15 protein-coding genes are annotated in these 16,174 nt (G+C 74.3%); 2 read left to right on the top strand and 13 right to left on the bottom strand.

The genetic code is table 11. The features are described 5' to 3' along the window. The first annotated feature begins 57 nt into the window (after positions 1 to 57). Complete coding sequence (locus QJR14_00400) at positions 58 to 1,257, top strand: D-alanyl-D-alanine carboxypeptidase family protein (protein MDI3316089.1); 1,200 nt, start codon at positions 58 to 60, stop codon at positions 1,255 to 1,257. 190 nt (positions 1,258 to 1,447) lie between these two features. Continuing rightward, on the top strand, positions 1,448 to 2,290 hold the full coding sequence (locus QJR14_00395) for a ZIP family metal transporter (GenBank protein MDI3316088.1): 843 nt from the start codon (positions 1,448 to 1,450) through the stop codon (positions 2,288 to 2,290). Here QJR14_00395 and QJR14_00390 read toward each other — a convergent pair. The 13 genes from QJR14_00390 to QJR14_00330 all read right to left on the bottom strand — a co-directional run bounded on the left by QJR14_00390 (position 2,252) and on the right by QJR14_00330 (position 16,098). Beyond that, positions 2,252 to 3,460, bottom strand: coding sequence for an acyl-CoA dehydrogenase family protein (locus QJR14_00390; GenBank protein ID MDI3316087.1), 1,209 nt, complete (start codon positions 3,458 to 3,460; stop codon positions 2,252 to 2,254). The genes QJR14_00395 and QJR14_00390 overlap by 39 nt on opposite strands. After that, entirely contained in the window at positions 3,441 to 4,466 is a 1,026-nt protein-coding gene (meaB, locus tag QJR14_00385; GenBank protein MDI3316086.1) for a methylmalonyl Co-A mutase-associated GTPase MeaB, read from the bottom strand. Before meaB ends, QJR14_00390 begins: the two co-directional genes overlap by 20 nt. After that, complete coding sequence (locus tag QJR14_00380) at positions 4,459 to 4,872, bottom strand: cobalamin B12-binding domain-containing protein (GenBank protein MDI3316085.1); 414 nt, start codon at positions 4,870 to 4,872, stop codon at positions 4,459 to 4,461. Before QJR14_00380 ends, meaB begins: the two co-directional genes overlap by 8 nt. 69 nt (positions 4,873 to 4,941) lie before the next feature. Continuing rightward, on the bottom strand, positions 4,942 to 6,606 hold the full coding sequence (locus QJR14_00375; GenBank protein ID MDI3316084.1) for a methylmalonyl-CoA mutase family protein: 1,665 nt from the start codon (positions 6,604 to 6,606) through the stop codon (positions 4,942 to 4,944). Positions 6,607 to 6,770: 164 nt separating this feature from the next. Further along, positions 6,771 to 7,772 carry a porphobilinogen synthase gene (gene hemB, locus QJR14_00370; protein MDI3316083.1) on the bottom strand — a complete coding sequence of 334 codons (1,002 nt, stop codon included), beginning with the start codon at positions 7,770 to 7,772 and terminating at the stop codon, positions 6,771 to 6,773. Between the two features lie 13 nt (positions 7,773 to 7,785). Next, a complete protein-coding gene (locus QJR14_00365; protein ID MDI3316082.1) occupies positions 7,786 to 8,592 on the bottom strand; it encodes a uroporphyrinogen-III synthase in 807 nt (268 codons plus the stop codon). Next, on the bottom strand, positions 8,576 to 9,517 hold the full coding sequence (hemC, locus tag QJR14_00360) for a hydroxymethylbilane synthase (protein MDI3316081.1): 942 nt from the start codon (positions 9,515 to 9,517) through the stop codon (positions 8,576 to 8,578). The genes QJR14_00365 and hemC overlap by 17 nt, the downstream gene beginning before the upstream one ends. Further along, positions 9,514 to 10,878 (bottom strand): glutamyl-tRNA reductase, encoded by a 1,365-nt coding sequence (hemA, locus tag QJR14_00355; protein ID MDI3316080.1) that lies wholly within the window; start codon positions 10,876 to 10,878, stop codon positions 9,514 to 9,516. The genes hemC and hemA overlap by 4 nt, the downstream gene beginning before the upstream one ends. A gap of 134 nt (positions 10,879 to 11,012) precedes the next feature. Beyond that, positions 11,013 to 11,762, bottom strand: a complete 750-nt coding sequence (locus QJR14_00350; protein ID MDI3316079.1) for a class I SAM-dependent methyltransferase — start codon at positions 11,760 to 11,762, stop codon at positions 11,013 to 11,015. Further along, entirely contained in the window at positions 11,759 to 12,784 is a 1,026-nt protein-coding gene (locus QJR14_00345) for a PfkB family carbohydrate kinase (protein ID MDI3316078.1), read from the bottom strand. The genes QJR14_00350 and QJR14_00345 overlap by 4 nt, the downstream gene beginning before the upstream one ends. Positions 12,785 to 12,845: 61 nt before the next feature. Beyond that, positions 12,846 to 13,889: a lysylphosphatidylglycerol synthase transmembrane domain-containing protein gene (locus QJR14_00340; GenBank protein ID MDI3316077.1), complete on the bottom strand. Its 1,044-nt coding sequence runs from the start codon at positions 13,887 to 13,889 to the stop codon at positions 12,846 to 12,848. Then, positions 13,886 to 15,055 carry a glycosyltransferase gene (locus tag QJR14_00335; GenBank protein ID MDI3316076.1) on the bottom strand — a complete coding sequence of 390 codons (1,170 nt, stop codon included), beginning with the start codon at positions 15,053 to 15,055 and terminating at the stop codon, positions 13,886 to 13,888. Before QJR14_00335 ends, QJR14_00340 begins: the two co-directional genes overlap by 4 nt. Beyond that, entirely contained in the window at positions 15,052 to 16,098 is a 1,047-nt protein-coding gene (locus tag QJR14_00330; GenBank protein MDI3316075.1) for a glycosyltransferase family 9 protein, read from the bottom strand. The genes QJR14_00335 and QJR14_00330 overlap by 4 nt, the downstream gene beginning before the upstream one ends. Positions 16,099 to 16,174 lie beyond the last annotated feature (76 nt).

The raw sequence follows: 16,174 nt of genomic DNA, 5'->3' as shown, positions 1-16,174 counted from the left end.
CACGCCCCCCGTTCCAGGCGGGTATATCCGCCTGCCTCGCCAGCCAGCCTACTGCGCGTGATCCGTCCCTGTCACGTCGCCCTGCGAGGGCGCTCCATCCGACAACGAGCCTGTCTGACCCTGGCGCTGGCCCTGCTGGTGGTCACGGCCGGAGCCGCCGGCGCCTCCGGGCGGACGCACGCCCAGCCCCCGGCCCGGCCCGCCCCCGAGCCGCGCGTCGAACGGCCCTCGCCGGCACCCGGTCCGGGGCCCGCCGCCCCACCCCGGCTCCAGGCGGGCGCCGCCGCCCTGATCGACGTGGCCAGCGGCCGGCTCCTCTACGCCAAGGCGGGCCAGACGGCCGGGTACCCGGCCAGCATCACCAAGATTCTGACCGCTCTCGTGGCCGTGCGGAAGCTCGACCTGGACCTGCCGGTGACGGTCACGCCCCGCGCCGCCGCCGCCGAGGGCTCCAGCATGTACCTGCGGGCGGGCATGCGCCTCCCGGTCCGGGACCTGCTCTACGGCCTCCTCCTGGAGTCGGGCAACGACGCCGCCCGGGCGCTGGCCGAGGCGGTGGCCGGCAGCGAGGCCAACTTCGCCGCGCTGATGAACGCCGAGGCGCGCCGGCTGGGCGCGGTCCACACCCACTTCACCAACGCCAGCGGCCTGCCCGACGAGCACCACGTGACCACGGCCGTGGACATGGCCCGGATCACCCGGGCGGCGCTGATGGACCCCACCATCCGCCAGATCGTCTCCACGCCCGTCTGGCGGGTCCGCTGGCCCGACGGCACATGGCACTGGCTGGTCAACCACAACCGCCTCCTGGGCAGACCCCTGGACGGCGTCAAGACGGGATACACGCGCGCGGCCGGCAACACCTTCGTCGGCTCCGCCACCCGGGACGGGTGGCAGCTGGCGGTGGTGGTCCTGCGCGACAACCTCCACGCCCAGTACGAGGATACGCTCCAGCTCCTCGACTGGGGCTGGCGGAACTTCCGCCGCGTGCCCGTGCCCGGGCTGGAGGGGCCGGTCCGCCTCCCCACCGGCGACGGCCGGAGCGTGGTGCTGACCACGGCGGGGCCGAGCCCCTTCGTGCTGCCCGTCCGCGCCGGCGAGCAGAGCCGGATCCGCGTCCAGCGCCTGCTGCCGGCGAGCTGGCCGAGCCGGCTGGCGGCCGGTGAGCGGGTCGGCGTGGCGGTGATCCGCATCGGCCAGGAGCCGGTCGCCGAGGTGCCGCTGGTGACGGCGCTGCCGCTGGAGTCGCGCCGGTAGCCCGCCCCGACCGGCCGCCCGGCCCGGCCTCGATCCGTCTTCTCCGCTTGCCGCACCTCTTGATACTATGTATCATGCTTGCTGCCAGCAGGGCCGGCCAAGCCGGGAGGAGGGCTGGCCGCGCGCGGCGCTCCTGGCGCGTCTGCGGCACGCCCGGCACCCGGGCGCCGGGAAACGGGGGGACGAACGGATGTCGGCAGAGGCGGTGGGAACGCTTCTGGCTGCCCTTTCGGGGCTGATGAACCTGCTGGGCGGTTACCTCTCCGCCCGGATGGGGGAGCGTTCGCGCGAAGGGCTCCGGTTGCTCATCGCGGTCAGCGCCGGTTTCCTCCTGGCGGCCGTCTTCCTCGACCTGCTGCCGGAGGCCGCCCGCGGCGGGAACCTGGCCTGGGCGTTCGCCGGCTACCTGGTCCTCTACGTGAGCGAGCACCTCTTCGACGTCCACGCCCACGAAGGCGCGGGGCTGCCCGCGACGGGCGCGGCGCCCGGCCGGGGCGCCGATCATCCCCCGGACGAGCTCCTGCACGAGCACACGCTCCTCGCCCCCGCCCGGCAGGAGGAGCACACCATCTCCCGGGCCGGCGGCATCGCCGCGGCGGCGGGGCTGACCGTCCACGCCTTCTTCGACGGGGTGGCGGTGGTGGCGAGCTTCGCGGGGGGCGTGGCCACGGGGCTGCTGATGTTCGTCGCCCTCTCCGCCCACAAGCTGCCGGCGGGATTCGCCCTGGGATCGGTGATGCAGGCGGCCGACGCCGGCGAGGCCGGCCGCCGGGCGGCCATCTGGAGCACCCTCGGGCTGGCCGTGGCCACCCTGGCGGGCGGCGTCACCGTCTGGCTGGCGGGCAGCCTCCAGCCGCGGCTGGTCGACTCGGTGATCGCCCTCGCCGCCGGTGCCATCCTCTACCTGGGCGCCACCGAGATGATCCCCGTCGCCCACCAGCACGGGACACAGCGGGCGCTGGCGGGAAGCCTGGGCGGCGCCCTCCTCTTCTACCTAGGGTTCACGCTGGTGCGGTCCTTCGGACTGGGTTGAGCCGCCGGCGGCCACCTCGGCGCGGGTTCCGGCGGCCAGGAGCTCCCGGGCGATCACCAGCCGCTGGATCTCGGAGGTCCCCTCGTAGATCTCCGTGATCTTGGCGTCGCGCAGCAGGCGCTCCACCCCGGTCTCGCGGACGTACCCGTAGCCGCCGTGGATCTGGATCGCCTCCAGCGCGGCCTGGACCGCCACCCGCGAGGCGAAGAGCTTGGCCTGGGCGACGGCGCCCGAGTGGCGGCCGGGTTGGTCCAGAAGCCAGGCCGCCCGGTAGACCAGCAGCCTGGCGGCCTCCACCGCCGTGGCCAGTTCGGCCAGCTTCCACTGCGTCCCCTGGAAGGCGGCGATGGGCTGGCCGAACTGCTCGCGCTGGAGCGCGTACGCCCGCGCCGCCTCCAGCGCCGCCTCGGCGATGCCCAGCGCCTGGGCGCCGATGCCGACGCGGCCGGCGTCCAGGCAGGCCAGGGCCATCTTGTATCCCTGGCCCTCGGGCCCGATCCGCCAGGCAGCAGGGACCTCCACCCCGTCCAGGTAGAGCTCCGCGGTCAGCGCAGCGCGGACGCCCATCTTCCTCATCGGCTTCCCGAAGCGGAGCCCCTCGCTCTCCTTGGGCACCAGGAAGGCGCTGATCCCGCGCTTCCCCGCCGCCGGGTCGGTGACGGCGAAGACGACGTAGAGGTCGGCGTAGCCGGCGCCGGTGATGAAGGTCTTCATGCCCTCGAGCCGGTAGCGGTCGCCGCGGCGGAGCGCGCGGGTCCGCATGGCCGAGGGGTCGGAGCCGGCCTGTGGCTCGGTCAGCGCGTAGGCCCCCAGGAGCCCGCGCCCCACCATGCGCGGCAGCCACTGCCGCTTCAGCTCCTCGTCGCCGAAGCGCTGGAGGATGCCGCAGGCCAGCGCGTTGTGCACCTCCAGGAGGACCGCGGCCGCGGCGTCGGCCTTGGCCACCTCCTCCACCACCAGCGCGTGCTCCAGCGCCGACGCGCCGGCGCCGCCGTACCCGGGCGGCACCATCATCCCCAGGAAGCCCGCCTCGCCCAGCGCCGCCACGCTCTCCCAGGGGAAGCGCTCCTCCTCGTCCAGGACGGCCGCCCGCGGCCTCAGCTCGCGCTCGGCCAGCTCCCGCGCCGCCTCCTGGAGCGCCCGCTCGGTCTCACTCAGCTGGAACTCCACGGGGCTGCCCCTCCTCCCCGGACCCGCCCGCCCCTGCCGCGAGAAGGCGGCGAGCCAGCTCTTCGCTCAGCGTATACGGGTCCTGCTCGCGGCGCGCCACCGCCTCGACCCAGCGACCCCACCCGGCGGCCTCCAGCCGCTCCAGCGCCGCGCGCAGGAGCTCCTCGCCCAGGAGGTCTCGCAGCTGGTGCTCCGCCGCCTGCCGCCGCTTCTCGTCCCAGCGCCCGCTCCCCACGAGGAAGTCGCGGTGCCGGACCAGCGCCTCCACCAGCTCCGCCACGCCCTGCCCCGTCCGGGCCGAGCACTCCACCACCGGGGGCGTCCACGCCCGCGCCGGGCCGAGCCCCAGCATGAAGCGGATCTCGCCCGCCGTCTCCGAGGCGCCGGGCAGGTCGGCCTTGTTGACGGCGAAGAGGTCGGCCACCTCGAGGAGGCCGGCCTTGGCCGCCTGGACGTCGTCGCCGAGGTTGGGGGTGAGGACCACCAGCGTGGTGTGCGCCAGCTCCGCCACCTCCACCTCCGACTGGCCGGCACCCACCGTCTCCACCAGCACCACCTCGTAGCCGGCGGCGTCCACCGCGCGGACCGCGTCACCGACGGCCCGGCTGAGGCCGCCCAGGTGACCCCGGCTGGCGAAGCTCCGGAAGAAGAGGCCGGGGTCGGTGGAGAGATTCCCCAGACGGATCCGGTCGCCGAGGAGCGCGCCGCCGGTCAGGGGACTGGAGGGGTCGACCGCCAGGACGGCGACGCTCCGCTCCCGCCGCCGGAGCTCCCGGGCCAGGGCGGTGATCAGCGTGCTCTTTCCGGCGCCCGGGGCCCCGGTCACCCCGACGACGTGCGCCCGGCCGGCACGGCGGTGAAGAAGGCGGAGCACCTCGCCCGCCGCCGGGTCGCGCGCCTCGATGCGCGTGATCAGCCGCGCCAGCGCCCGCTTCTCGCCGGCCAGGAGGCGCTCCGCCCAGCCCTCGGCCGTCTCCCTCCTCGGTACCGCTCCCGGCTCAGCCAAGGGCGTTCACCCGGCCGCCCACCTCGCGGCGGATGAAGTCGACGATGGCCTCCGTCGAGCTCCCGGGGCCGAAGACCTCCAGCACCCCCGCCCGCTTCAGCTCCTCCGCATCCTCGGGAGGGATGATGCCGCCCACCACCACCGGGATGTCGCCGGCCCCCGCCTCGCGCAGCCCCTGGAGGACCCGCGGTACCAGCGTCATGTGGGCGCCGGAGAGGATGCTGAGGCCGACCACGTCGACGTCTTCCTGGACGGCGGCGGCGACGATCTCGGCCGGGGTCTGGTGGATGCCGGTGTAGATCACCTCCATGCCCGCGTCGCGGAGCGCGCGTGCGATCACCTTGGCCCCCCGGTCGTGGCGATCCAGCCCGGGCTTGGCCACCAGGACTCGAAGCGGTCGGCTCATCGCGCAGGTGCGCCTCCCTGCCGGGCCGGAGGAAGCGCCCCCCGGCCGGCGAGATTCGTTCCGGGACGTTCAGAAGAGCGGCTCCTCGTGGTAGACGCCGTAGACCGAGCGCAGCGCGTCGGCCATCTCGCCCTCGCTGGCGTAGACCGAGGCGGCGTCCACCAGCGCCGGCATCAGGTTCCCTCCCTCGCGGGCGGTCCGCTCCAGGCGCTCCAGCGCCTGGGCCACCGCCTGCGGGTCCCGTTCGGAGCGGATGCGGCGGAGGCGTTCCACCTGCTCCCGCTCCACGGCCGGGTCGATGCGCAGGATGCGCGGGGGCTGCTCCTCGTCCAGCACGTACTTGTTGACGCCGATCAGCACCTCTTCGCCGGACTGGAGGCGGAGCTGCTGGCGGTAGGCGGCGTCGGCGATCTCCCGCTGGAAGAACCCGTTCTCGATCCCGGCCACGACGCCGCCCGCCTCCTCGATCCGGCGGAAGTAGTCGTAGGCGGCCCGCTCCATCCGGCGGGTCAGCCACTCCACGTAGTAGGAGCCGGCCAGCGGGTCGACGGTATCGGCCACGCCGATCTCCTCGGCGATCACCTGCTGCGTCCGCAGCGCCAGCCGGACCGCCTCCTCCGTGGGCAGCGCCAGCGCCTCGTCGAAGGAGTTGGTGTGGAGCGACTGCGTACCCGCCAGCACGGCCGCCAGCGCCTCGAAGGCGGTGCGGACGATGTTCACCTCGGGCTGCTGGGCGGTGAGCGAGACGCCCGCCGTCTGGCTGTGGAAGCGCATCGTCCAGGAGCGCGGGTTCCTGGCGCCGAAGCGCTCGCGCATCTCCCGCGCCCAGATGCGGCGGGCGGCGCGGATCTTGGCGATCTCCTCGAAGAAGTTGAGGTGGATGTCCCAGAAGAAGGAGAGGCGTGGCGCGAAGCGGTCGACGTCCAGGCCGGCCTTGATCCCTTCCTCCACGTAGGTGAAGCCGTCGGCCAGGGTGAAGGCCAGCTCCTGTACGGCGGTGGCCCCCGCCTCGCGGATGTGGTAGCCGGAGATGGAAATGGTGTTCCACCGCGGCACCTCTTCCGAGGCGTAGGCCATGATGTCGGTGATGATCTTCAGCGACGGCCGGATCGGGAAGATATAGGTCTTCTGCGCGGTGTACTCCTTGAGGATGTCGTTCTGGATCGTCCCGTTCAGCCGGTCGAAGGGGATCCCCCGCTTCCTGGCCAGCGCCAGGTACATGGCGAAGAGGATCATGGCCGGGCCGTTGATGGTCATGGAGGTGGAGACCCGGTCGAGCGGGATGCCCTCGAAGAGGCGCTCCATGTCGGCCAGCGTGTCCACGGCCACGCCCATGCGGCCCACCTCGCCCTCGGCCACGGGAGCGTCCGAGTCGTAGCCCAGGAGCGTGGGGAAGTCGAAGGCGACGCTCAGACCGGTCTGTCCCTGCTCCAGCAGGTAGTGGAAGCGCCGGTTGGTGGCCGCCGCGTCGCCGAAGCCGGCGAACTCGCGCATGGTCCAGAGGCGGCCGCGGTACATGGTGGGGTGGATCCCCCGGGTGAAGGGGTACTCGCCCGGGTCGCCCAGGTCCCGCTCGTAGTCGAAGCCCTCCTCCGCCAGCTGCTCCGGCCGGACGAAGGCCGGCACCTCCATCTCGGAACGGGTCAGGAAGCGCGGCTTCCGCAGCCCGCCCTCCGCTTCCGGCCGGCTCTCCGCCTGCGGCCCCTGCCCGGGCGCCTGCTGCCGGATGGCCATCGGCGCTCCTCCCTTCCTTCGCGCGAATGCGGATTTTACGGATGCGTCACCTCCATTGTACGGGTCGACGCGGCGTCACTCCTGCTCCTTGGCAGGAAAGCCGCCGCATCCGGCGGGATGCGGCGGCCTCGCGGGTTGACGCGCGCGACAGGCGCCGGAGGCGGTCAGGCGCCCAGGCGCCTGGCCACGTCGGTGGCGAAGTAGGTGATGATCATCTGCGCCCCGGCGCGCCGGATGGCGGTGAGCGACTCCAGGACGGCCGCCTCCTCGTCCAGCGCGCCCGCCTGCGCCGCGAAGCGGATCATGGCGTACTCGCCGGAGACCTGGTAGGCGACCAGCGGCAGGAGGAAGCGCTCCCGCACGCGGCGGATCACGTCCAGGTAGGGGAGCGCCGGCTTGACCATGATCATGTCCGCGCCCTCCTCCACGTCCAGCGCCACCTCGCGGAGCGCCTGGTCGCCGTCGGCCGGGTCCATCTGGTAGCTCCGCCGGTCGCCGAAGGCGGGCGCCGAGCCGGCGGCCTCGCGGAACGGCCCGTAGAAGGTGCTGGCGAACTTGGCCGCGTAGGAGAGGACCAGCGTCTCCGTGTACCCGGCCTCGTCCAGCGCGTGCCGGATGGCGGCGATGCGGCCGTCCATCATGTCCGAGGGCGCCACGATGTCGGCGCCGGCCTCGGCGTGGGAGACGGCGGTCTCGGCCAGCAGCTCCAGCGTCGGGTCGTTGGCCACGCGCCCGTTGATGATCAGCCCGCAGTGCCCGTGCGAGGTGTACTCGCAGAGGCAGACGTCGGTGATCACCACCAGCTCGGGCAGCGCCGACTTCAGCTCGCGCACGGCGCGCTGCACGATCCCCTCCCGGGCGTAGGCCCCCGAGCCCGTCTCGTCCTTGACCCCGGGGATGCCGAAGAGGAGGACGGCCGGCACGCCCGCCTCGTAGCTCCGCCGCGCCTCCACCAGCAGCTGGTCGATGCTCAGCCGCTCCACCCCCGGCATGGCCGGGACCGGTTCCCGCTCGCCCTTCCCCTCCCGGACGAAGAAGGGCTGGATCAACTCCCGCGGCGAGAGGCGCGTCTCGCGCACCATCTCCCGGATCACCGGGTTCTCGCGCAACCTGCGCATGCGCACCGCGGGAAAGGCGGCCACCTGGGCCTGTCGACTCGTCGCCATCGTCCCTCCTCCTTCACTCGCGCCCCGCCAGGAAGCGGTCCAGTGCCTCCACCAGCTCCTCCAGCGACGGGCGCGCGGCCATGAAGGCGACCGGCAGCCCCGCCTCCTCGGCCGCGCGCCGCGTCGACGCGCCGATCACCCCGACCGGCGGCGGCGCCAGGCGGGCCGCCCGCAGCGCCTCGGCCAGCGCCAGCGCGGTGGAGCCGCTGGTCAGAAGGGCCGCCTCCGGCCGCCGCTCCCGCAGAAGCGTCGCCGCCTCGGGCAGCCTCTCCCCCGCCAGGACGTTCTCGTAGACCGTCACCGCCAGGGGCTCGACGCCCAGCTCGCGGAGCCTCTGGGGGAAGCCCTCGCCCGCCGCCCCGGAGCGGGGAAGCAGGACCCGCCGGGCACCCGCGGCCGCCAGCCTCTCCGCCAGCTCCAGGTCGCCGCCGCCCCCCCGCAGCTCCACCGGGAGACCCGCCTCCTCCGCCGCCCGCGCCGTCGCCCCACCGACCGCGGCCACGCGGAGGGCGCGCCCGCGGAAGGCTTCGTCCAGACCCTTCCACCCCAGGCGGCCGCCCAGCTCGGCCAGCGCGCGGAGGGTGCGGGCGCTGGTCAGGGCGACCCAGTCGCCGGGACGGAGCCGTTCCAGCGCCGCCTCCATCGCCTCCGCCGACCCGGCCGGCGCCAGCTCGACGCGCAGGAGGGGGAGCACCACCGCCTCGCCGCCGCGCGCCTCCACGAGCCGGGCGAGCCGGCGGTCGTCCTCCAGCGCCACCAGCGCCACCCGGCGCGCAGGCGCCGCCGCCCGCGCCCCGCTCCCCTCAGGCTCGCCGGTCACGGCGCCCCACCAGCTCCAGCGCGCCCCGCCCGATCAGGCGCTCGGCCACCTGCCGCCCCAGCCCCCGCCACTCCTCGCGGGGCGCGGTCGCCCGCTCCTCCAGCTGGCTTCCTCCCGCCGGGTCGAGCGCCCGGGCGACCAGGGAGACATGGCTGCCCCCCGGGGAGAGCCGCGCGAGCGCCGCCAGCGGCACCTCGCAGCCGCCGCCGAAAGTAGCCAGGAACTCGCGTTCGACGCCGACGCAGACGGCGGTCTCCGGGTCGTCCAGGCGACCCGCCCACTCGGCGACGGGACCCGGTTCGTCCCGGATCTCCACCGCCAGCGCCCCCTGACCCACCGCGGGCAACAGCACATCCGGCTCCAGCACCGTCCAGGCCCGGTCGGCCACGCCCAGCCGCGCCAGCCCGGCCACCGCCAGGACGAGGGCGTCGAACTCCCCCGCGTCCAGGCGCTTCAGCCGTGTCTCCACGTTGCCGCGCAGGTCGACCAGCTCCAGGTCGGGCCGCAGGAAGCGGAGCTGCGCCTGGCGCCGGATGCTCCCCGTGGCCACGCGGGCCCCGCGGGGGAGCTCCTCCAGGCGGGCCGGGGGCCGCCCCCGCGGCCTCAGCAGCGCGTCGCGCGGATCCTGGCGGGGCGGGAAGGCGCCCAGGCGGAGGCCCTCCGGGGTCCGGGAGGTGAGGTCTTTGGCGCTGTGGACCGCCATCTGGACGCGCCCCTCCAGGAGCGCCTGCTCCACTTCCTTGACGAAGACGCCGCGCCCGCGCAGGCGGGCGAGGGAGACGTCCTGCCGCCGGTCGCCCTTGGTGACGATGGGCACCAGCTCGACCTCGTCCTCCTCCGGGAGCAGGGCCAGGAGCGCCTGCCGCACGGAGGCGGCCTGGGAGAGCGCCAGGCGCGAACCCCGCGTCCCGATCCGGATCTTCATGGGGCCCGGCGCTCCACGCCGCGGAGGGCGGTCCCGCCGGAGGCGGCCGCCGCCGGCTCCCGCGCGCTTCCCGCCTCCGCCCCGGGCCCGCCGGCCTGCGGCTCCGGCGCCAGGCGGAAGAGCCTCCCGAAGATCTCCGCCAGATCGCCGCCCTCGGGGCGCAACGCCCCTTCCTTCAGCTGCTCGATGGGGTCGTGCAGAAGCTTGTGGACGATGCTGGCCGTCAGCTGGTCCAGCGCCTGGCGCTCCCTCTCCCCCAGGCCGGGCAGCCGGTGGAGCGTCTTCTCCATCTCCGCCCTGCGGATCTCCTCCGCCTTCTCCACCAGGGCGCGAACCAGGGGGATCACGCTCTGCGACGCCTGCCACTCCCGGAAGGCGTCCACCTCTTCGCCCAGGATGGCCCGGGCGCGGGCGGCCTCCCTCGCCTTGGCCTCCAGCTCCCGGGCCACCAGCACCTGGAGGTCGTCGATCACGTAGAGGTAGACCCCTTCGAGCGAGCGGACCTGGGGGTCGACGTTCCGCGGCACCGCGATGTCCACCAGGAAGAGGGGGTGCTCCCGCCTCTCCGTCGCCCGCGCCACCATCTCCCGGGTGACCAGCAGGTGCGGCGAGCTGGTGGCGGTGAGGACGACGTCCACCTCGCCCAGGAGCGACTCCAGGGCCTCCAGCCCGGCCAGCTCCGCGCCCAGCTCCTCCGCCAGCGGAAGCGCGTGGGCCCGGGTCCGGTTGGCGATCACCCAGCGCCCCGGGTGGCCGGCTGCCAGCTGCCGTGCCGCCAGCGCCGCCGTCCGACCCGCGCCCACCACCAGGACCGACCGCCGCTCCAGGTCGGGGAAGATGCGCCGGATCAGCTCGACCGCCGCGTGGGGGACGCTGGCCGGCCTCCGGCTGAGCGCGGTCTCGGTGTGGACGCGCTTGGCGGCCGTCAGCGCACGGTCGAAGAGCTCGTACAGGTTCTTCCCCAGCGTCCCGGCCAGCTGGGCCACCCGGTAGGCATGGCGGACCTGGCCCAGGATCTGCGTCTCGCCGAGCACGAGCGAGTCGAGGCCGGCGGCCACGGCGAAGAGGTGGCCGGCGGCCTCGCCGTCGACGTAAAGGTATCCCGACTCTTCCAGATGGGGGCCGAGCCCCCTGCCTTCGCCCCACCACTCCCGGATCCGCTGCGCGTCGCGCGCCGGGCTCTCCACGGCGGCGTAGACCTCGACGCGGTTGCAGGTCGCCAGGATGGCCGCCTCCTGGACCCCTGGGAGGGTCACCAGCCTGCGCAAGGCGGAGGGGATCTCGCCCTCCGGCCAGGAGGCGCGCTCCCTCAGCGCCAACTTGGCCGTCTTGTGGTTGAGACCCACGACGATGACGGACATCTCGAGCGGCCATCGCCCCCGATTCGTTTCGACCTTGATCACAGTTCCTGATCCCCATTGTAGCCGTTGACCGCTCCTGACGAAGGCCGTCGCCGGGCGGAGCGGGACGGGGCCAGCCGGCGGGCGGGAGCCCTCTATCGCTCGCTGCGGCCGGGTTTGAGGCCGGTGTGGATGGCCACGATGCCGGCGGTCAGGTAGCGGTAGGCGACCCGGTTGAGACCGGCCCGCTCCATCCGCTGCGCCAGCTCCGGGGCGGACGGGATCTCCCTGAGCGACTCCGGCAGCCAGGCGTACGGAGGGAGCGGGTCGCCCTCGCGAGCCGCCCAGCGTCCGAGCCAGGGGACCACATGGCGGAAGTAGGCCAGGTAGGGGGCGGCCACCCAGCGCGAAGGCGGGTGGGTCAGCTCCATGACGGCGAGGCGACCCCCGGGTCGGAGCACGCGGACCATCTCCACCAGGGCGCGGTCCAGGGAGGCGACGTTTCGCAGCATGAAGCCGGAGACGACCACGTCGAAGCTGGCGTCGGGGAAGGGGAGCGCCTGGGCGTCGGCGCGCAGGAACTCCAGCCGGTCGGCCATGGGGTGGTCGAGCAGCTTCTGCCGGCAGATCTGCAGCATCCCCTCGGCGATATCGACGCCGGTGACGCGCCCCCCAGGCCCCGCCTCCCGGGCCGCCAGGAAGGAGAGCTCGGCGGTGCCGCATCCCACGTCCAGGACGCGGTCCCCCGGGCGGATTCCGGCGAGGCGGCGAAAGCTCCTCTGCCAGTAGCTCCAGACGCCCATGGTCATCAGCCGGTTCATCCGGTCGTAGTGCGGGGCGATCCGGTCAAAGATGCTCTCGACGTATGCCTGCTTGCCCGGCCGAGCGGACCCGTCCGGTCTCAACTCCGGAGGACGCCGCTCCCCGTCGGCGTCAGCCATGCGCGCCATCCCTCCCGCAGCTCGTCGGGGCCGACCGTGGCCGCGCCCAGCTTCCGCACCACCAGGCCGGCGGCCACGTTGGCCACCTCGGCCGCCTCCAGCGGGTCGAGCCCGGCCGCCAGGCCCAGCGTGAAGGTGGCGATCACCGTGTCGCCCGCCCCTGTGACGTCGAAGACCTCGGCCACCTCCAGGGCGGGGATGTGGCGGACCGCGGCGGGCGTGAAGACCGTCATGCCCCGGTCCCCCTGGGTGATGAGCAGCGTCTCCAGATCGAGCGCCCGGCGGAGGGAGCGTCCCGCCTCCTCCACCGCCGCCTGTTCGGGCAGCGGTCGCCCCAGGATCGCCTCCGCCTCCGGCAGGTTGGGCGTGGCCGCCGTCAGCCCGCGGAACTCGCCCAGCCGGTAGCGGGAGTCGACGGTGACCGGGATCTGCCGCCGCCGGCTCACCTCCCGCACGCGCTCGATCAGGGCGGGCGTCAGGAGCCCGTGCCCATAGTCGGAGAGGAGGACGGCGTCCATCCCCTCCAGAAGGCGCTCCAGCCGCTCGATCAGCGGGTGGATGACCTCCTCGGGGGGGATGGGGGGCGTCCGGTCGACGCGCAGCACCTGCTGGCGGAGCGCCTGCGGGCCCCCCGCCAGGAACCGGGTCTTCACCGCCGTGGGGCGGTCGCTCTCGACCAGGATGGAATGGGTGTCGATGCCCTGGCTGGCCAGGCCGTCCAGCAGCCGGCGGCCGGCCTCGTCGGCGCCCACCATGCCCAGCACGGTGACCGAGGCGCCCAGCGCACGGGCGCCCTGGGCGGCGTTGGCCGCCCCGCCCGGCTGGTACCATTCCTGCTGCTCCTCGACGATCATCACCGGCGCCTCGCGGGAGATGCGGCGGACCTCGCCGGCGACGTAGTGGTCGGCGATCAGGTCGCCCAGCACCGCCACCCGGCAGCCGCGCCAGGCGCGGAGCGCTTCTTCCAGGCGTTCCGTCTTCGACAAAGCGGTTCTTCCCCTCTCCGCGTCTCCGCGGTCGCCGCCCGCGCCTGGCCGGCCCCCGGCCTCAGCGCACCCGGTGGCCGGCCAGCCGGCGCCCCGAGAAGAACGGCCGCAGCGTCAGGATGGCTGCGCCGCCGCCCACCGCCACGCTCAGGTAAAAGGTGACCGATCGCCAGAGGAGCACCAGCGGGCTGACCAGCTCCGCCGGAACCAGCCCCCGGAGGAGGTAGGCGAAGAGGATCTCCGCGCCACCACTTCCTCCCGGCGTCGGAATCGCGGGCTGGACCAGGTTGAACAGGAGCTGGACCGCCAAGGGCGCATACCAGGTGAATCTTACACCCAGCCCTGCCATCAGCGCCGGAAGGATGGCCAGGTAGACCGCCCAGTAGAGCAGGCTGAGCAGGACCGTGACCAGGAGGGCCGGCCAGCGGCGCACGAGCATCCAGCGCATGGCCACGGTGAAGCGCCGGACCTCCCGGCGCACCCCCCGGTTCCAGCGGGCGCCCCGCTCGCGCCCCAGGAGGCGGAGGAGCGGCCGGTTGACGACCAGCCGGAGGAAGGCGCCGCCCAGGGCCGCGGGCCAGAGGAGGAGGGCGAGGAGCAGCAGCGCCACGCCGATGAAGGCGGTGACCAGCGTCTCCAGGCCGGCGCGCAGGTCGGGGGCGAGGTGCGCCACGGGGCCGACCAGGATCAGGAGCGGCGCGGCCACCGCGAAGACGAGCGCGGTCAGCGTCGACTCCAGGAAGACCAGGGCGGAGGCGCGGCCGGCCGGCATCCCGTCCCGGATGATCAGCGCCAGGAGGGCCGGCAGCCCGCCCGAGCTGCTGGGGGTGACGTGGGAGACGAAGACGCTCGCCAGGTAGAAGGTCCATGAGCGACCGACCGGCATGGGATGGCCCAGCGCCCGGGCCAGGACGGTGATCCGCCAGGTGCGGAGCCCCCAGGCGAGGAAGATGAGCGCCACGGCCGCCAGGTACCAGGCCGGCTCCACGTAGAAGAGCGCTTCCAGCGCCCGCCGGCCGCCACCCACCACGAGGAGGAGCACCACCCCGGCGATGCTGAGGCCGAGGGAGAGGAGAAGGCCGCGGCGCAGGGCGCGGGCGCTCACGGCTTGAGCACGGCGGCCAGGGCTGCCTCGTAGGTGGCCAGGACCAGCGAGGCCGTCCGGCGGATGGAGAAGCGTTCGGCGCGGGCGCGCGCCTCGCTGGCCAGGAGGGCGCGGAGCCGCGGATCGTCGAGGAGGCGCAGCAGCGCCGCCTTCATCGCTTCCTCCGACGCAGGCACCAGCAGGCCGTCGACGCCGTCCCGGATGGTGTCCCGGCTGGCCGGCGCGTCCACCGCCACGGGCGGGAGCCCGGCGCCCATGGCCTCGGCCAGCACCAGCCCCTGCGTCTCCGTGAGGGAGGGAAAGGCGAAACAGGTGGCGCCGTGGTAGGCGTGGCGCAGCTCCTCCGGCGGCAGCGTCCCGAGGAAGTGGACCCGCCCCGCCAGCGGGGGCTGCTCCGCCCACCGCTCCAAGCGCCGGCGCTCGGTGCCGTCGCCCGCCAGGGCCAGGTGCGCCTGCGGCCGCACCTCCGCCAGGCCGGCGAAGGCGCGGAAGAGAAGGTCGAGGTTCTTCTCCGCCCCCAGTCGCCCCGCGTAGAGGACGATGGGCGTGCCCGGGGCGATGCCGATCCGCCCGGGAAGCCATTCCGGATCGCCCGCGCGGAGCGCCTCCAGGTCGATGCCGCTGGGGATGGTGCGGACCGGCGATCCCACCCCCTGCTCGGCCAGCCAGCGGGCCAGCGAGGGGGAGGGCGCGATCACCTGGTCGGCCGAGTTGGCGTAGAAGGTGGCCCACTCGGCCACCACCCGGCGGGTGAGCGGGACGTCGATGGGCGCGTAGTGCGTGTAGAGGTCGTAGCGCGTGTGGTACGTGAAGACCAGCGGCAGGCGGAAGCGTCGCGCCGCCGCTGCGGCCACGCCCCCCATGACGAAGGGGGTGTGGCTGTGGACCACCTCCAGCTCCAGCCGGCGCATGCGGCGCATGATGCCGGGCGCCCAGGGGATGGCCACGTGGAAGTCCGGCTGGGTCGGGGCGGGCAGCGAGGGGAGGCGGATCACCCGCTGGGCGCGGTCTTCCTCCGGCGAGACGCCGGGATAGTCGGGGGCGAAGACCGTCACCTCGTGGCCCATCCGTTCCAGCTCGCGCTTGAGCAGCAGGATGGAGCGGACCACACCGCTCACGTACGGCGTGTAGCTGTCCGTGAACATGGCCACGCGCATGCCGCTCATCCTCTCCGCCCCCAGCGGTCCAGCTGCCGCTCCGCCTCCGCCAGCACCCTCTCCGGGGTGAGGCGGAGCATGCACTCCGCCGGCGCATCTTCCTGGTAGCGGCGCGCCGCCAGGTACTCCAGGGTACCGCCCATCCAGTGGACGCAGGGGCCGCAGCTCATCGGCACCTGCAGCAGCCGGTGGCGCTCCCCGCGCGGCGCGAAGTTGCGCGGGTCGGTGGGGCCGAAGAGCGCGAGCGTGGGCGTCCCCATCGCCCAGGCCAGGTGGAGCGGGGCCGAGTCGTTGCCCACGAAGAGGTCGGCACGGGCCAGCAGGGCGGCCGTCCGCCGGAGCCCGATCCGGCCGGCCAGGTTCCTGCCGTTCCCGCGTTCGGCAAGGGCGTCCAGGATGGCTTCGCCGGCCTCGGCGTCGTCGGGGCCGCCCACCACCAGCAGGCGCGCCCCCCGTCGCCTCTCCAGCTCGGAGGCCAGGCGGGCGAAGTAGGTGGCCGGCCACCTCTTCTGCGGAAAGAAGCGTCCCCCCGGGTGGATCGCCACCAGGGGACGGCCCGGCAGGCGGAAGCGGCGCTCGAACCGCCGTGCCCAGCGCCGCTCGGCGGGCGACGGGTAGACCTCGGGCGCCGGATCCCTCGGCGGCTCGGCACCCAGGGCGGCCGCCACGCGGAGCGCGTAGTCGACGGCGTGGAGGTCGCGCCGGTCGGGCACCGGGACGTTGTACAGGAGCCCCAGGCTCTGCGAGGCGAAGCCCGTCCGCCAGCGGGCCCCGCTGAAGGCGGCGAGCCAGCTGCCCACGTTGGAGAGGCCGACCGCCAGGTCGAAGCGGGCCTCCTGGCAGGTGACCAGCCAGCGGGGCAGCTCGATCGGGCCCTCCGCCTCCCAGAGGCGGTCGACGGCCGGGTTCCCGGCCAGCAGTTCGGCATTGGACGACCAGGCGAGGACGGTCACCTGCGCGCCGGGGAAACGCCGGCGAAGGGCGCGGAGAGCCGGCGTGGCGAAGAGCGTGTCGCCCAGCGGGCAGAGGACCGGCACCAGGATGGTCCCCACCTGCTCGGGGCGCGGGAGGGCCCGGGCGCGAAGGCGCACCTTGGCCGGTACGCGAGACCGCCAACCCTCCCTTGCC

The organism is Bacillota bacterium (assembly GCA_029961055.1).
Classification (GTDB): domain Bacteria; phylum Bacillota; class Sulfobacillia; order JAIMAT01; family JAIMAT01; genus JAIMAT01.
This window is presented reverse-complemented; position numbering and strand designations above follow the sequence as displayed.

Coding starts and splice junctions, on each gene's coding strand:
- QJR14_00395 (MDI3316088.1), top strand. CDS start 1,448: ATGTCGGCAGAGGCGGTGGGAACGCTTCTGGCTGCCCTTTCGGGGCTG.
- QJR14_00380 (MDI3316085.1), bottom strand. CDS start 4,872: ATGAGCCGACCGCTTCGAGTCCTGGTGGCCAAGCCCGGGCTGGATCGC.
- QJR14_00375 (MDI3316084.1), bottom strand. CDS start 6,606: ATGGCCATCCGGCAGCAGGCGCCCGGGCAGGGGCCGCAGGCGGAGAGC.
- hemB (MDI3316083.1), bottom strand. CDS start 7,772: ATGGCGACGAGTCGACAGGCCCAGGTGGCCGCCTTTCCCGCGGTGCGC.
- hemC (MDI3316081.1), bottom strand. CDS start 9,517: ATGAAGATCCGGATCGGGACGCGGGGTTCGCGCCTGGCGCTCTCCCAG.
- hemA (MDI3316080.1), bottom strand. CDS start 10,878: ATGTCCGTCATCGTCGTGGGTCTCAACCACAAGACGGCCAAGTTGGCG.
- QJR14_00335 (MDI3316076.1), bottom strand. CDS start 15,055: ATGAGCGGCATGCGCGTGGCCATGTTCACGGACAGCTACACGCCGTAC.